Raw genomic sequence first — 12,898 nt, 5'->3', positions numbered from 1 at the left:
GAACCGGCGGCGTGCGCTCAGCTCGTCGCCGGCTCGCCGGTCGCGAACTCCGCGACGAGGGACCGCACGACGGCGGCCGCATCCTCGCCGGAGGACTCGAAGACGCGGCGCTGGCGCTGGTAGCTGGCGCCGCGCTCGAGGATGAGCTCGATGTCGGCGAGCTCGGCCGCGCAGTCGAGCTGCTCGGCGATCGGCGCGAGCCGCTCGAGCATGTCGCGGAGGTCGTCGGTCACGAGCCGCTCGTCGCCCGCGCTGTTCACGATGACGATCGCGTCGAGCCCGTAGCGCGCCCCGCGCCATTTGTTCTCGCGCACATACCAGGGCTGGAGCTGCGGGATGTCGCGGCCGGCCTCGACATCCCTCGACAGCTCCTCGACGAGGCACTGGGCGAGCGCGGTGAGCGCCCCCACCTCGCGCAGCGTCGAGAGGCCGTCGCAGTAGCGCAGCTCGATCGTCCCCCACTTCGGCGAGGGGCGGACATCCCAGCGGAGCTCGGAGTGGTCGTCGATGACGCCGACGTGCGTCAGATCCGCCACGAGCTCCTCGTAGTTCGCCCAGGCGCCGAGCTGCGGCGGCAGGCCGGCGGTCGGAAGCTGCTGGAACATGAGGGCGCGGTTCGAGGCGTAGCCGGTGTCGGCGCCGGTCCAGAACGGGCTCGAGGCGCTGAGCGCCTGGAAGTGCGGGTAGCTCGTGAGGAGGCCGCCGAGGACGGGCAGCACCTTCTCGCGGTCGTCGAGGCCGATGTGCATGTGGACGCCCCAGATCAGGAGCTGGCGCCCCCACCACTGCGTGCGGTCGACGAGGGTCTCGTAGCGCGGACTGCCCGGTGTGACCTCGGCATCCCGCCACTCGGCGAAGGGGTGCGTCCCCGCGCCCATGAGCTGCGCGCCGTGCGCGGCGGCGGCCTCGCGCACGGTCGCGGTGAGCTCGGCCAGGTCGTGGACGGCATCCGCGACCCGCGCGTGCGGCGCGCTCACGATCTCGACGGTGTTGGTGAGGAACTCGCCCGTGATGTGCGGGAGGCGGCCGGTGTCGGAGCCGAGCTCCTCGAGGAGCTGCGGCGCGATCCCGACCGGCGCGCCGGTCTCCTGGTCGACGAGGAGCAGCTCCCACTCGATGCCGACGCTCGACTGGGCGCTCGGGCTGAAGTCGATCCCCATGGCATGAGTCTGTCGGATGCGGCGGCCGACCGGAACACGGTGACGCCGTGCGTCGCCTGGGTGTCGGGGGAGGGGCGGCGGCGATCCGGCGGGATCTCGTCGATCCGCGCCCGTTCCGCGCGCGACGATGTCGGCACCTGGCTCTAGCGTCGGACCGTGAACAGCTCTCCGGCCTCCGGGCGCGACGGCCCCCTGCTGCCGATCGCGATCGTCGTGACGGTGCTCGCCTGGGCGAGCGCCTTCATCGTGATCCGCGCGGCCGCCGCCGAGTACCACCCGGCCGCGCTCGCGCTCGGCCGGCTCCTCGTCGGCACCGCGGCGCTCTCGCTGCTCGTCATCGGGCGTCGCTGGGTGCGGCTGACAGCGCGCGAGTGGCTGCTCGTCGGCATCTACGGCACCGCCTGGTTCGGGCTCTACAACGCCGCGCTCAACACCGCCGAGACGACGCTCGACGCGGGCACGACCGCGATGGTGGTCAACATCGGGCCGCTGCTCATCGCCCTCGGCGGCGCGCTCGTGCTCCGCGAGGGGATGACGCGCTGGCTCGGCCTCGGCCTCGTGATCGCCTTCGCGGGCGCCCTGCTCATCGGCGCCTCCTCGAGCACCGGCCGGGTCGACCTCGCCGGCGTCGTCTGGGCGCTCGTCGCCGCCGTGACCTACGCCGCGGGCGTCCTCGCGCAGAAGCCCGTGCTCCGCCGCCTGCCGAACGGGCAGGTCACCTTCCTCGGCTGCGCGATCGGCGCGGTCGTGCTGCTGCCGTTCTCGGGGCAGCTCGTCGCGGATGCCGCCGCGGCATCCACCGGCGCGACGCTCGGGCTCGTCTACCTCGGCATCGTGCCGACGGCGCTCGCCTTCACGACCTGGGGCTATGCGCTGCAGCGGATGCCGGCATCCCGGCTCGGCGTGACGACCTACGTGGTCCCCCCGATCGTCATCCTGCTCGGCCTCCTCGTCTTCCAGGAGGCGCCCGCCGCGCTCGCGCTCGCGGGCGGCGCGCTCTGCCTCGCGGGGGTCGCGATCAGCCGTCGGCGCAGCCGTCCGGCGCCCGATCCGGATGCGGTTCCCGAGCGCACGGGGAATCTGGCACAATAGAGGACTGGTCCGCGCCGTCCGACCCTCTAATCAGACGCGATGCAGATCCCCTCAGAGCTTCGCTGCCGAGCGTGCACCCCACGTGCAAGGTCAGCGGTTCGAACACCAACACCTCACCACACAGGAGAATTGTGGCTGTCAAGATCCGTCTGAAGCGCCTCGGCAAGATCCGCGCGCCGTACTACCGCATCGTCGTCGCCGACTCGCGCACCAAGCGCGACGGTCGCGTCATCGAGGAGATCGGCAAGTACCACCCGACCGAGGAGCCCTCGTTCATCGAGATCGACTCCGAGCGCGCGCAGTACTGGCTCGGCGTCGGCGCCCAGCCGACCGAGCAGGTCGCCGCGCTCCTCAAGCTCTCGGGCGACTGGGGCACCTTCAAGGGCGAGAAGGGTGCCAAGAGCACCATCAAGACGAAGGACGCCCCCGAGGTGTTCGCCGTCGACGAGAAGAAGAAGCCCGTCCTGAAGCCGAAGGCGAAGAAGGAGGAGGCCCCCGTCGAGGCGACCGAGGCCGAGGCGCCCGCCGACGCCGACGCGGCTGCCGCGTCCGGCGACGACGAGGCCGCCGCCGAGGCCGAGAAGGCCTGAGCATGCTCGCTCCCGCGCTCGAGCACCTGGTCAAGGGCATCGTCGATCACCCCGACGACGTGCGCGTGGACGCGATCGACTCCGCTCGCGGCGAGGTCCTCGAGGTGCACGTGCACCCCGAGGACCTCGGCCGCGTGATCGGACGCTCCGGTCGCACGGCGAAGGCGCTCCGCACGCTCGTCACCGCGCTCGCCGACGGCCGACGCGTCCGCGTCGACGTCGTCGACACTGACGCCTCTTGAGCGCCCGCCGCCCCCCGCGTCCCGGGCGGACGCAGCTGCGCGTCGGCCGCCTCCTCAAGGCCCACGGCCTGAAGGGCGCCATCAAGCTCGAGCTCTACACGGACGACCCGGAGCGCCGCTTCACCCCGGGCTCCTCGTTCGCGCTCCAGGTTCCGACCTCCTCGCCCTGGCACGGCAAGCGACTCGAGCTCGCCGAGCTGCGCTGGTACAACTCGCACCCGGTCGCGTTCTTCAAGGACGTGCCCGACCGCACCGCCGCCGAGGGCCTCATCAAGGCCGTCCTCTGGGTGGATCAGGATGCCGCCGAGCTCCCCGAGGAGCCGGATGCCTGGTACGACCACCAGCTCGTCGGCCTCGACGTCCAGCGCGACGGAGAGAGCGTCGGCAAGGTGGCCCGCGTCGAGCACCTGCCCGCGCAGGATCTGCTGATCGTCACGACCGCCTCCGGCGACGTCATGGTCCCCTTCGTGAAGGCGATCGTGCCCGCCGTCGACATCGGGGCCGGCATCGTGACGGTCACCCCGCCGGCGGGCCTCTTCGAGGAGCTGCCGGAGGAGCCGGCCGACGCCGAGCCGGCGGAGCCCGAGCACGACGACCGCTGAGGCGGATCGACGCCGAGGCATTCACGCCGGAGAGCCATCTCAGCGGTCTCCGTGCACAGCGCCACGATGTGCGCCGCGTCGCACGAACGCCAGGATGTCGGCCAGGGCGTCGTCCCACTGCTCGATGACGCGGTGATAGCCGAACCGGAGCACGATGTAGCCGCGGCGCTGCAGGGCGACATCCCGGCGACGATCGGACTCCCGCTGCTCCGCGGTCGAGTGCCATCGGTCGCCGTCGAGCTCGATGACGAGCCGATTCCCGATCAGGAGGTCGACCCGGCCGATGCCGTCGATCCGGACCTGCGGCTCGACGCGGATCCCGAGCGACCGCAGCCGGACCCTGACGATGGACTCGAGGCCGGACTCCGCGCGGGCGTCCGTGCGCGCAAGCGCGTCCCGCCCCCGGGCGGATCCCGACATCGCGGCCTCGAGCCCGGCCTGATCGATGAGCCCCAGCTCGAGCGCGGAATCCGCGGCGGCGACCAGCGACTCCAGCGACAGGCACCGGCAGGCCGCCCGCATGGCCGTCTCCACGTCGTCGACGCCCTGGAATGAGATCCCCGCGAGACGATGCACCGGCGGCCCGCCTGCCTCGGATCGCCGCCGTGCGTCCCGATCCACGCGGACGTGGGAGGTCCGCTCCAGCACCCAGACGCCGTGCCGCCGGAGGGCGGCGGCGCAGGTCACGCTCCCGCCGACTCGAACCGCCCGGGTGACGTCCGGCTCTGCGACGGCCGTGGCGTAGTGCCCGGTGCGCACCCGCCGCAGGCGTCCGTCCTCGATCATGCGCTCGATGGCCCGACGGGAGAGACCGCGCTGCCGGAGCTCGCGGTAGGTCAGGATCTGATCCATGCGGTGGATCCTGGCCGCCTCGAGGAGTCCGCTGCGCCCGGGTCCCCCGGTCTGTGGAGCGACCGGGGCGGGGCCGACCTGTTGAGGACTCCCGACCCGGGTGCACCGATACCGCTCGGCGACGTCGCCGGCGAGGCATTCGCGGCGGCGGCCCGACCGGGCGGGACCCGTGCACACGCCGCCCGCGGCTAGGCTCCCTGTCGTGCGCATCGACATCGTCACGATCTTCCCGGAGTTCTTCTCCGTCCTCGACGTGTCCCTGCTCGGCAAGGCCCGCACGAGCGGGCTCCTCGACCTCCACGTGCACGACCTCCGCGACTTCGCGCACGACCGCCACCGCACGGTCGACGACACGCCGTACGGCGGCGGCGCCGGCATGGTCATGAAGCCGGAGCCCTGGGGTGAGGCGCTGGATGCGGTGGTCACCCCCGCCACGACCGTCGTCTTCCCGACGCCCGCCGGCCCGCTCTTCCGCCAGTCGACCGCGCGGAGTCTCGCCGAGCGCGAGCACCTGGTCTTCTGCTGCGGCCGCTACGAGGGCATCGACCAGCGCGTCGTCGAGCACACGCGCACCCGTGCCGAGGTCCTCGAGCTGAGCATCGGCGACTACGTGCTCAACGGCGGCGAGGTCGCCTCGATGGCGATGATCGAGGCCGTCGGCCGACTCGTCCCGGGGGTCATCGGCAACGCCGCGAGCCTCGACGAGGAGAGCCATGAGGGCGGGCTCCTCGAGTACCCGAGCTACACGAAGCCCGCCGCCTGGCGCGAGCTCGCGGTGCCGGAGGTGCTGCTCAGCGGGCATCACGGCCGCGTCGCGGCGTGGCGGCGCGAGCAGCAGATCGAGCGCACGCGCGCGAACCGGCCCGAGCTCCTGCCCGCCGAGTTCGACGAGCTCTGAGGAGAGCCCGCCCCGCTTCAGCTCGAGCGCGCCGTGAGGACGATCGGCCCCTCGGCCGTCAGCGCCACCGTGTGCTCGAAGTGCGCGGCATGCGAGCCGTCGCGGCTGCGCAGCGTCCAGCCGTCCTCGTCGGTGTAGATCTCGTCGGTGCCGAGCATGAACCACGGCTCGATCGCGAAGACGAGCCCCGCCTTGAGCGGCAGGCCGCGGCGACGGCGGCCGTCGTTGGGGACATGCGGGTCGCCGTGCATGACGCGGCCGACGCCGTGCCCGCCGAAGTCGAGGTTCACGGTGAGGTCGGCGTCGTGTGCGACGTCGCCGATGGCGCTCGAGACGTCGCCCATCCGCTTGCCGACCTGCGCGGCTGCGATGCCGGCATCCAGCGCCGCCGACGTCGTCTCGATGAGGGCGAGATCCGCCGGGTCGCCCTCGCCGATCGCGATGGTCAGCGCCGAGTCGGCGACCCAGCCGTCGACGGAGGCCGCGAAGTCGAGCGAGAGCAGGTCGCCCTCGCGGAGGCGGTAGTCGTGGGGGAGTCCGTGCAGCGCCGCGTCGTTGACCGAGGTGCAGATGACCTTGCCGAAGGGGGAGCCGCCGAAGGAGGGGTGGTAGTCGATGTAGCAGGACTCGGCGCCGGCGGCGCGGATCATGTCGTGCGCGAGCGCGTCGAGCTCGAGGAGGTTCACGCCGACGCCGGCGGCGTCCCGGGTCGCCTCGAGCACGCTCGCGACGAAGCGGCCGGCGGGGCGCATCTGCTCGATCTCGGCGGGGGTCCTCAGTTCGATCACCCGGCGATCCTAGCCGCGCGCGCGAGGGGATGCGGTCGCCGCTTTGCCACGATCGCCTCCGGTCTGGCAGAATGATCGCTTGTGCCCGGCCCCGGCTCTGCCACAGGGGAGCCCGATCCAGACCGGACACCGCATCCTCTTCTTTCATCATGAGACCGCGTTCGACCCGTGGCGGGCGCAGAGAGCGAACATCGCCATGCACATCCTCGACTCCGTCGACGCCGCGAGCCTGAAGTCGGACATCCCCGACTTCCGCCCCGGCGACACCGTCAAGGTGCACGTGAACATCATCGAGGGCAGCCGCTCCCGTATCCAGGTCTTCCAGGGCGTCGTCATCGGCCGCTCGGGCGAGGGCATCCGCGAGACCTTCACGGTCCGCAAGGTCAGCTTCCAGGTCGGCGTCGAGCGCACGTTCCCCGTGCACTCGCCGAACATCGACCACATCGAGATCGTGACCCGCGGCGACGTCCGCCGCGCGAAGCTCTACTACCTCCGCGAGCTCCGCGGCAAGAAGGCGAAGATCAAGGAGAAGCGCGACGCCTGATCGTCGCGCTCCCACCCGCTGCGGCGGAGTGGCACAGCAGATCCTGAGCTCCCGGCGGCATATGCTTTCCGGGAGCTCAGGGGTTTAAGTGGCAGATGAAGTGATCGAGCGGTCCGGCGCGTCCGGTGCCGCGCGCCGTCGGGAACGCGCCCGCGGGTGGAAGGGCTTCCTCCGGGACGTCGTGGTGATCCTGGTGGCGGCGATCGTCATCTCCTTCCTCATCAAGACCTTCCTGATCCGCTCCTTCTACATCCCCTCGCCGTCGATGGAGCCGACGCTCCTCGTCAACGACCGGATCATCGTCAACCAGCTCGAGCCCGGCCTCATGCCCGTCGAGCACGGCGACATCGTGGTCTTCCGCGACCCGGGCGGCTGGCTGCAGGGTCAGCCGGTCGCGCCCGAGCAGCCGCCGGTCGTCGCCGGCATCGACTGGTTCCTCAGCGTCATCGGCCTCACGGCGCCGGACAGCAACGATCACCTCATCAAGCGGGTCATCGGCCTCCCGGGCGACACGGTCGCCTGCTGCAACGAGCTCAATCAGCTCACCGTCAACGGCGTGCCGCTCGAGGAGCCGTACATCCAGCTGCCGGAGGGGATGACGGCCCCCTCGGGCGTGGACTTCTCGGTCACGGTGCCCGAGGACTCGCTCTGGGTCATGGGCGACAACCGCTACGACTCGCGCGACTCGCGCTACAACCAGGACGGCCCGACGGACGGCTTCGTCCCCTACGAGAACGTCGTCGGCCGTGCGATCCTCATCAGCTGGCCGGCGGACCGCTGGACCTGGCTCGACAACCACCCCGCGGTGTTCCGCGACGTGGAGGACGTCGAGAGCGGCGCCGAGCGGTGACCGTCGTCGAGCCGACCCTCGACTTCGAGCGGGAGCGCTTCGCCGGCGGGACGCCGATGGTGATCGGCGTCGACGAGGTCGGGCGCGGCGCGATCGCGGGGCCGGTCGCGGTGGGCGTCGCGGCGATCCTGCCCGACTGCGCCCCGATGCCGACGGGGCTCCGGGATTCGAAGCTGCTCAGCGAGAAGCGCCGCGAGGAGCTGCATCCGCGCGTGATGTCGTGGACCCCGCACATCGCGGTCGGCCTGGCCGACAACGAGGAGGTCGACCGCATCGGCATCATCGCCTCCCTGGGACTCGCGGGCGCACGCGCCTTCGCCGAGCTGCGCATGGCCGGCCTCGACACGACGGGCGCGCTCGTCGTCCTCGACGGCTCGCACGACTGGCTGACGCCCGCCCTCCCGCTGCGTCTCAGCATCGTGACGCGCGTCAAGGCCGACCGGGATCTCGCGGTCGTGGCCGCCGCGTCCGTCGCCGCGAAGGTGCACCGCGACCGCCTCATGGCCGAGGCGCACGAGGGGATGCCGGACTACGGCTGGGCGGGCAACAAGGGCTATGCGAGCGCCGCGCACTACGAGGCGGTGGGTCGTGTGGGCGCGAGTCCGCTGCATCGCTGGTCGTGGCTGCGCCAGCCGAGCCTGCTCGACGACCTGGAGGCCGTGGGCGGCGCGCCCGCGGCCTGATCCCGGGTGGTCGGCACGCGGGCCTGCTCGCGTCTAGACTGCTCGCGATGGACGACGACGATATCGAGGACTACGACCGCGAAGTCGAGCTGGCCCTGTACCGCGAGTACCGCGATGTCGTGGGTCAGTTCAAGTACGTCGTCGAGACGGAGCGGCGCTTCTACCTCGCGAACGAGGTGGCGCTGGAGCGCAAGGACACCGAGCACGACTTCTACTTCGAGCTGACGATGGCCGACGTCTGGGTCTGGGACGTCTACCGCTCCGACCGCTTCGTGAAGAGCGTGCGGGTCCTCACCTTCAAGGACGTCAACGTCGAGATGCTCGGCGACCGCGAGCTGGAGCTGCCGAAGGAGCTCGCGCTCGACGAGTAGCGGGATCCTCGACCGCTAGTCGCGGGGCGTCCGCCGGGCGCGGATCGCGCGCACCGCGAGCTGCACGGCGCTGACGAGCAGGAGCCCCGCGAAGATCACGCCGGAGAGCCGCGCCGGGATGAGGAACGCGAGCGCGACGCCCGCGAAGGATGCCGCCACGGCGCCCGTGCCGGCGATCGCGACGGCGGTCCAGTCGACGAGCCGCGCCCGCGCGTTCCCGATGGTGCCGGCGAGCGCGGTCGGGATCATCATGAGCAGCGAGGTGCCCTTCGCGGTGAGGTCGCCGATGCCGAAGATCGCGATGAGCGCGGGCACCGCGATGACGCCGCCGCCGATGCCGAAGAGGCCCGAGACGATGCCGATCACGAGGCCCAGCGCGATGAATCCGAGGATGCGCGGGAGGTCGAGGTCCGCCGCGTCGGCGCGCGCGGGCACGACGAGCGCCATGCGCACGGCGACCGCGAGGAGCAGGCCGATGAAGGCCCAGCGGAGCACGCCGATCGGCAGCACGCGCAGCAGGCGGCTCCCGATCGCCGAGCCGCCGATGCCGCCGAGCGCGAGGAGCGCGGCGGCGACGAGGTCGATCTGGCCGTTCGCGGCGTAGGTGCTGGCGCCGGCGATCGCGGTCGGGACGATCGCGGCGAGGGAGGTCGCGGCGGCGGTGCGCTGATCGAGCCCGGCGAGCAGGATGAGCAGCGGGATCATGAGGATGCCGCCGCCGACGCCGAAGAGGCCGGAGAGGAGGCCGCCGAGGATGCCGACGCCGAGGAGGGCGAGGATGCGGCCCGTGCTCGGGCGGGCGCGTGCGGTCATCCCCTCGATGCTATCCGGCTCTCCTCCACAGCCCGGATCCGGCCGATCGCCCCCCATTCCGGTGCTCGTCGGCACGCGGCCGCGGCTGCCTCCCGCATCCTTCCCGCATGGCAGCGAAGGACGACCTGGGACGGCTCGGCGAGGAGCTCGCGGCGCGGCATCTGCGCGCGGCGGGCATGGAGGTGGTGGCGCGCAACTGGCGGTGCCGGCACGGCGAGATCGACCTCGTCGTGCGCGACGGCCCGGTCGTCGCGATCGTGGAGGTGAAGACCCGCTCGGGGCTCGGCTTCGGGCATCCCCTCGAGGCGATCACGGTCGCGAAGCTGCGGCGTCTGCGTCGCCTGGCGGGCCTGTGGTCGGCCGAGCACGGGCATCCCCGCTCGCGGATGCGGCTCGACGCCGTCTCCGTCATCGCGCCGCGGGACGCCCCGGCTCGGATCGAGCACATCGCGGGGATCGGCTGATGGCGGTCGGACGGACGACCTCGATCGCGCTGCAGGGTCTCGACGGCGCGCTCGTCGAGGTGGAGGCGGACGTCTCGAGCGGGCTCCCCGGCTTCGTCGTGATCGGCCTCCCCGACACCTCGCTCGGGGAGTCGAAGGACCGCGTGCGGGCCGCCGCCGCGAACACCGGGCACCCCATCGGCGCGAAGAAGCTCACCATCAACCTCTCGCCCGCCTCGCTCCCGAAGCACGGCTCCGCCTTCGACCTCGCGATCGCGCTCGCGGCGCTCGCCGCCGACGGGCTCGTGCCGCGCGAGTCGATCGCGCGGGTCGTGCACCTCGGCGAGCTCGGCCTCGACGGGCGGCTGCGGCCGACGCGCGGCGTCCTGCCCGCGGTGCTCGCGGCCGCGCGCGGCGGTGCCTCGATCGTGATGGTGCCGAGCGGGGATGCGGAGGAGGCCGCACTCGTGCCCGGTGTCCGGGTCGTGCCGGTCGCGAGTCTCCGTGAGGCGGCGATCTGGCACGGCGCCGAGCTCGCGGCGGAGCCGGTCGAGGCGGTGCTCCGGCCCGCGGTCGCGACGTCGGAGGGGGAGCCCGAGCCCGACCTCGCCGAGGTCGTCGGCAACGCGGATGCCGTGGAGGCCGTGCAGGTCGCCGCGGCCGGCGGGCACCACATGCTCCTGCTCGGGCCGCCCGGCGCGGGGAAGACGATGCTCGCGGAGCGGCTGCCCGGCATCCTGCCGGACCTCGAGACCTCGGCGGCGCTCGAGGTGAGCTCGCTGCGCTCGCTCTGCGGCCTCCCGATCGGCGGCGAGCTGCGGGTCCGTCCGCCGCTCGAGGCCCCGCACCACACGGCGAGTCCGACCTCGATCGTCGGGGGCGGCAGCGCCGTCATCCGCCCGGGTGCCGCCGCCCGGGCCTCGCACGGCGTGCTCTTCCTCGACGAGGCGCCCGAGTTCTCGCCGGCCGCCCTCGACGCGCTGCGGCAGCCGCTCGAGTCGGGCCGGATCACGATCCACCGCGCGAACGCCGCCGCGAGCTTCCCGGCGCGGTTCCAGCTCGTGCTCGCCGCGAACCCGTGTCCCTGCGGGCAGGCGGGCGCGAAGGACGCGGAGTGCATCTGCTCGCCGAACGCACGACGTCGCTACCTCGCGCGCATGAGCGGGCCGCTGCTCGACCGGATCGACATCCAGCTGCGGGTGCCGAAGGTCACGGCGGCGCAGCTGCGGCTCGCCGCGGGGGAGTCGCGCACGACGACGGCGCTCGCCCGCGAGCGGGTCGCCCGCGCGCGGGCCGCCGCGGCCGCGCGGCTCGATCGGACCCCGTGGCGTCGCAACGCGGAGGTCCCGGGCTCGGTGCTCCGCTCGCCGCTCGGGTCGCCCGAGCGGGCCGCGGCGCGCGTCCTCGACCGCGCGCTCGAGCGGGGCCTCGTGACGATGCGCGGCCACGATCGGGTCCTCCGCACGGCCTGGACGCTCGCCGACCTGGACGGCGCCGAGCGGCCCGGCGAGGACCACGTGGCCCGCGCGCTCATCCTGCGGAGGTCGGCCTCGTGAGCGTGCTCGGGATGCCGGAGTCGCGGATCGCGGAGCTCGTGCGCGGGGTCGCGCGCTCGATGCCGCCCGAGGTCCTCGAGGACCGCGAGGCGCTCCTCGAGCGATTCGCGCGCGCCGCCTGGTCGACGATCGCGGAGCCCGGCGACGGCGCGGCCGGCGCGCTCGTCGGCGCGCTGGGCGCCTTCCCGGCGCTCGAGCTGCTCATCGAGACGGAGGGCGAGCCGGCCATGCTCGCCGGAGGCCGGCTCGGCGGCGCATCGTCCGACCCGGCATCGACCGGCCCGGCATCATCCGGGCTCGGGTCGCGCGCGCTCGAGGAGGCGGTGCGCCGCTGGTGGCCGCGTGTGGCGCAGCGGCCCGTCCGCCTCGCCCTCGAGCAGGCGCGGCGCTTCGGGATCGGGCTGCTCGTGCCGGGCGATCCCGGCTGGCCTCAGGGCCTCGACGACCTCGGCCCGCATGCACCCGCCGCACTCTGGTTCCGGGGCTCCCCGGCCGGCGCGCGACCCGGGGAAGCCGCACCGGCGAGCGCGCCGGGCATCGCGCTCGTCGGCGCCCGCGCGGCGACCGGCTACGGCGAGCACGTCGCGGTGGAGGCGGCGAGCGGCCTCGTCGACCGCGGGGTGGCGATCGTCTCCGGCGCCGCCTACGGCATCGACGGTGCGGCGCATCGCGCGGCCCTCGCGAGCGGCGGCCGCACGATCGCGGTGCTCGCCGGCGGGCTCGACCGGTTCTACCCGAGCGGCCACGAGGCGCTCCTCGAGCGGATCTCGGGAGAGGGCGGCGGACTCGTGCTCGCCGAGGTGCCCTGCGGCACCGCGCCCACCCGCTGGCGGTTCCTCCAGCGCAACCGCATCATCGCCGCGATCTCCGACGCGACCGTCGTCGTCGAGGCGGGCTGGCGCTCGGGCTCGCTCAACACGGCCCGGCACGCGGCGCAGCTCGGCCGGCCGATCGGGGCGGTGCCCGGCCCTGTCACGAGCACGGCGTCGTCGGGATGCCACCGGATGCTGCGCGAGCTGGACGCCGTCTGCGTCACCGACGCGGCCGAGATGGCGGAGCTGCTGCCGACCGCCGGTGTCGACGCCGCGGGACCGGCGCCGACGCGGTCGGCCGACAGAGGCGACGAGGATGCGGCGGAGCACCCGGCAGAACGGTCCCGCCCGAGCGGGGCGCGGGGGAGGCCGGCGGTGGTCACCGCCGAGGACCCGGAGGGGACGCGGGCGCGACTGCTCGACGCCATGAGCACCCGGACGGCACGCCGCCCCGGCGATCTCGCGTCGATGAGCGGGCTCGCACCCGATCGGGTGCGGGCGATGCTCGGGCTGCTCGAGCTCGACGGGATCGTCCGGCCCCGCGGCGACGGCTGGATCCGGGCCGGGTCATGACGCGGCCTCACCGGCCGTCGGGGGCGGCG

16 protein-coding genes are annotated in these 12,898 nt (G+C 73.3%); 12 read left to right on the top strand and 4 right to left on the bottom strand.

What is annotated here, in order from left to right; all coding sequences use genetic code 11:
• Window positions 1-17: 17 nt before the first annotated feature.
• Window positions 18-1,160, bottom strand: coding sequence for a glutamate--cysteine ligase (locus OF852_RS06300; RefSeq protein ID WP_271120946.1), 1,143 nt, complete (start codon window positions 1,158-1,160; stop codon window positions 18-20).
• A gap of 156 nt (window positions 1,161-1,316) precedes the next feature.
• On the opposite strand from OF852_RS06300, the gene OF852_RS06295 reads away from it, so the two are divergent.
• From OF852_RS06295 to rimM, 4 genes are all read left to right on the top strand, one after another.
• Window positions 1,317-2,252 (top strand): DMT family transporter, encoded by a 936-nt coding sequence (locus OF852_RS06295; RefSeq protein WP_271120945.1) that lies wholly within the window; start codon window positions 1,317-1,319, stop codon window positions 2,250-2,252.
• 131 nt (window positions 2,253-2,383) lie between these two features.
• Window positions 2,384-2,842, top strand: a complete 459-nt coding sequence (gene rpsP / locus OF852_RS06290) for a 30S ribosomal protein S16 (RefSeq protein WP_271120944.1) — start codon at window positions 2,384-2,386, stop codon at window positions 2,840-2,842.
• A gap of 2 nt (window positions 2,843-2,844) precedes the next feature.
• Window positions 2,845-3,084 (top strand): RNA-binding protein, encoded by a 240-nt coding sequence (locus OF852_RS06285; RefSeq protein ID WP_271120943.1) that lies wholly within the window; start codon window positions 2,845-2,847, stop codon window positions 3,082-3,084.
• Entirely contained in the window at window positions 3,081-3,686 is a 606-nt protein-coding gene (rimM, locus tag OF852_RS06280) for a ribosome maturation factor RimM (protein ID WP_271120942.1), read from the top strand. Before OF852_RS06285 ends, rimM begins: the two co-directional genes overlap by 4 nt.
• 39 nt (window positions 3,687-3,725) lie before the next feature.
• Here rimM and OF852_RS06275 read toward each other — a convergent pair whose 3' ends face one another.
• The gene (locus OF852_RS06275; protein WP_271120941.1) at window positions 3,726-4,538 is read right to left on the bottom strand and encodes a type IV toxin-antitoxin system AbiEi family antitoxin domain-containing protein; all 813 of its coding nucleotides are present in this window, start codon (window positions 4,536-4,538) and stop codon (window positions 3,726-3,728) included.
• A gap of 202 nt (window positions 4,539-4,740) precedes the next feature.
• Between OF852_RS06275 and trmD the strand changes: the two genes are divergently transcribed.
• Entirely contained in the window at window positions 4,741-5,436 is a 696-nt protein-coding gene (trmD, locus tag OF852_RS06270) for a tRNA (guanosine(37)-N1)-methyltransferase TrmD (RefSeq protein WP_271120940.1), read from the top strand.
• Window positions 5,437-5,453: 17 nt separating this feature from the next.
• On the opposite strand, the gene map is transcribed toward trmD, so the two are convergent.
• On the bottom strand, window positions 5,454-6,224 hold the full coding sequence (gene map, locus OF852_RS06265; protein ID WP_271120939.1) for a type I methionyl aminopeptidase: 771 nt from the start codon (window positions 6,222-6,224) through the stop codon (window positions 5,454-5,456).
• A gap of 196 nt (window positions 6,225-6,420) precedes the next feature.
• Between map and rplS the strand changes: the two genes are divergently transcribed.
• The 4 genes from rplS (at window position 6,421) to OF852_RS06245 (ending at window position 8,672) form a co-directional block, all read left to right on the top strand.
• Window positions 6,421-6,768: a 50S ribosomal protein L19 gene (rplS, locus tag OF852_RS06260; protein WP_271120938.1), complete on the top strand. Its 348-nt coding sequence runs from the start codon at window positions 6,421-6,423 to the stop codon at window positions 6,766-6,768.
• An 88-nt stretch (window positions 6,769-6,856) separates the two neighbouring features.
• Complete coding sequence (gene lepB, locus OF852_RS06255; RefSeq protein WP_271120937.1) at window positions 6,857-7,618, top strand: signal peptidase I; 762 nt, start codon at window positions 6,857-6,859, stop codon at window positions 7,616-7,618.
• Window positions 7,615-8,301, top strand: a complete 687-nt coding sequence (locus OF852_RS06250; protein WP_271120936.1) for a ribonuclease HII — start codon at window positions 7,615-7,617, stop codon at window positions 8,299-8,301. Before lepB ends, OF852_RS06250 begins: the two co-directional genes overlap by 4 nt.
• 47 nt (window positions 8,302-8,348) lie before the next feature.
• Window positions 8,349-8,672, top strand: a complete 324-nt coding sequence (locus OF852_RS06245; protein ID WP_271120935.1) for a DUF2469 family protein — start codon at window positions 8,349-8,351, stop codon at window positions 8,670-8,672.
• A 15-nt stretch (window positions 8,673-8,687) separates the two neighbouring features.
• Here the strand turns inward: OF852_RS06245 and OF852_RS06240 are convergent, their stop codons facing one another.
• On the bottom strand, window positions 8,688-9,485 hold the full coding sequence (locus OF852_RS06240; RefSeq protein WP_271120934.1) for a sulfite exporter TauE/SafE family protein: 798 nt from the start codon (window positions 9,483-9,485) through the stop codon (window positions 8,688-8,690).
• A gap of 107 nt (window positions 9,486-9,592) precedes the next feature.
• On the opposite strand from OF852_RS06240, the gene OF852_RS06235 reads away from it, so the two are divergent.
• Genes OF852_RS06235 through dprA form a run of 3 tightly spaced genes read left to right on the top strand, consistent with a single transcriptional unit; the run spans window position 9,593 to window position 12,869 of the window.
• Window positions 9,593-9,949, top strand: a complete 357-nt coding sequence (locus OF852_RS06235; protein ID WP_271120933.1) for a YraN family protein — start codon at window positions 9,593-9,595, stop codon at window positions 9,947-9,949.
• Window positions 9,949-11,484 carry a YifB family Mg chelatase-like AAA ATPase gene (locus tag OF852_RS06230; protein ID WP_271120932.1) on the top strand — a complete coding sequence of 512 codons (1,536 nt, stop codon included), beginning with the start codon at window positions 9,949-9,951 and terminating at the stop codon, window positions 11,482-11,484. Before OF852_RS06235 ends, OF852_RS06230 begins: the two co-directional genes overlap by 1 nt.
• On the top strand, window positions 11,481-12,869 hold the full coding sequence (gene dprA / locus OF852_RS06225) for a DNA-processing protein DprA (RefSeq protein ID WP_271120931.1): 1,389 nt from the start codon (window positions 11,481-11,483) through the stop codon (window positions 12,867-12,869). The genes OF852_RS06230 and dprA overlap by 4 nt, the downstream gene beginning before the upstream one ends.
• Window positions 12,870-12,898: the final 29 nt, after the last annotated feature.

This window comes from Homoserinibacter sp. YIM 151385, assembly GCF_027912415.1.
GTDB lineage: Bacteria > Actinomycetota > Actinomycetes > Actinomycetales > Microbacteriaceae > Schumannella.
Note: the sequence above shows the minus strand (reverse complement) of the source record. Positions and strands in the feature narration are given on the sequence as shown.

Coding starts and splice junctions, on each gene's coding strand:
- OF852_RS06285 (WP_271120943.1), top strand. CDS start 2,845: ATGCTCGCTCCCGCGCTCGAGCACCTGGTCAAGGGCATCGTCGATCAC.
- OF852_RS06230 (WP_271120932.1), top strand. CDS start 9,949: ATGGCGGTCGGACGGACGACCTCGATCGCGCTGCAGGGTCTCGACGGC.
- OF852_RS06245 (WP_271120935.1), top strand. CDS start 8,349: ATGGACGACGACGATATCGAGGACTACGACCGCGAAGTCGAGCTGGCC.
- rplS (WP_271120938.1), top strand. CDS start 6,421: ATGCACATCCTCGACTCCGTCGACGCCGCGAGCCTGAAGTCGGACATC.
- OF852_RS06235 (WP_271120933.1), top strand. CDS start 9,593: ATGGCAGCGAAGGACGACCTGGGACGGCTCGGCGAGGAGCTCGCGGCG.
- OF852_RS06275 (WP_271120941.1), bottom strand. CDS start 4,538: ATGGATCAGATCCTGACCTACCGCGAGCTCCGGCAGCGCGGTCTCTCC.
- OF852_RS06240 (WP_271120934.1), bottom strand. CDS start 9,485: ATGACCGCACGCGCCCGCCCGAGCACGGGCCGCATCCTCGCCCTCCTC.
- OF852_RS06300 (WP_271120946.1), bottom strand. CDS start 1,160: ATGGGGATCGACTTCAGCCCGAGCGCCCAGTCGAGCGTCGGCATCGAG.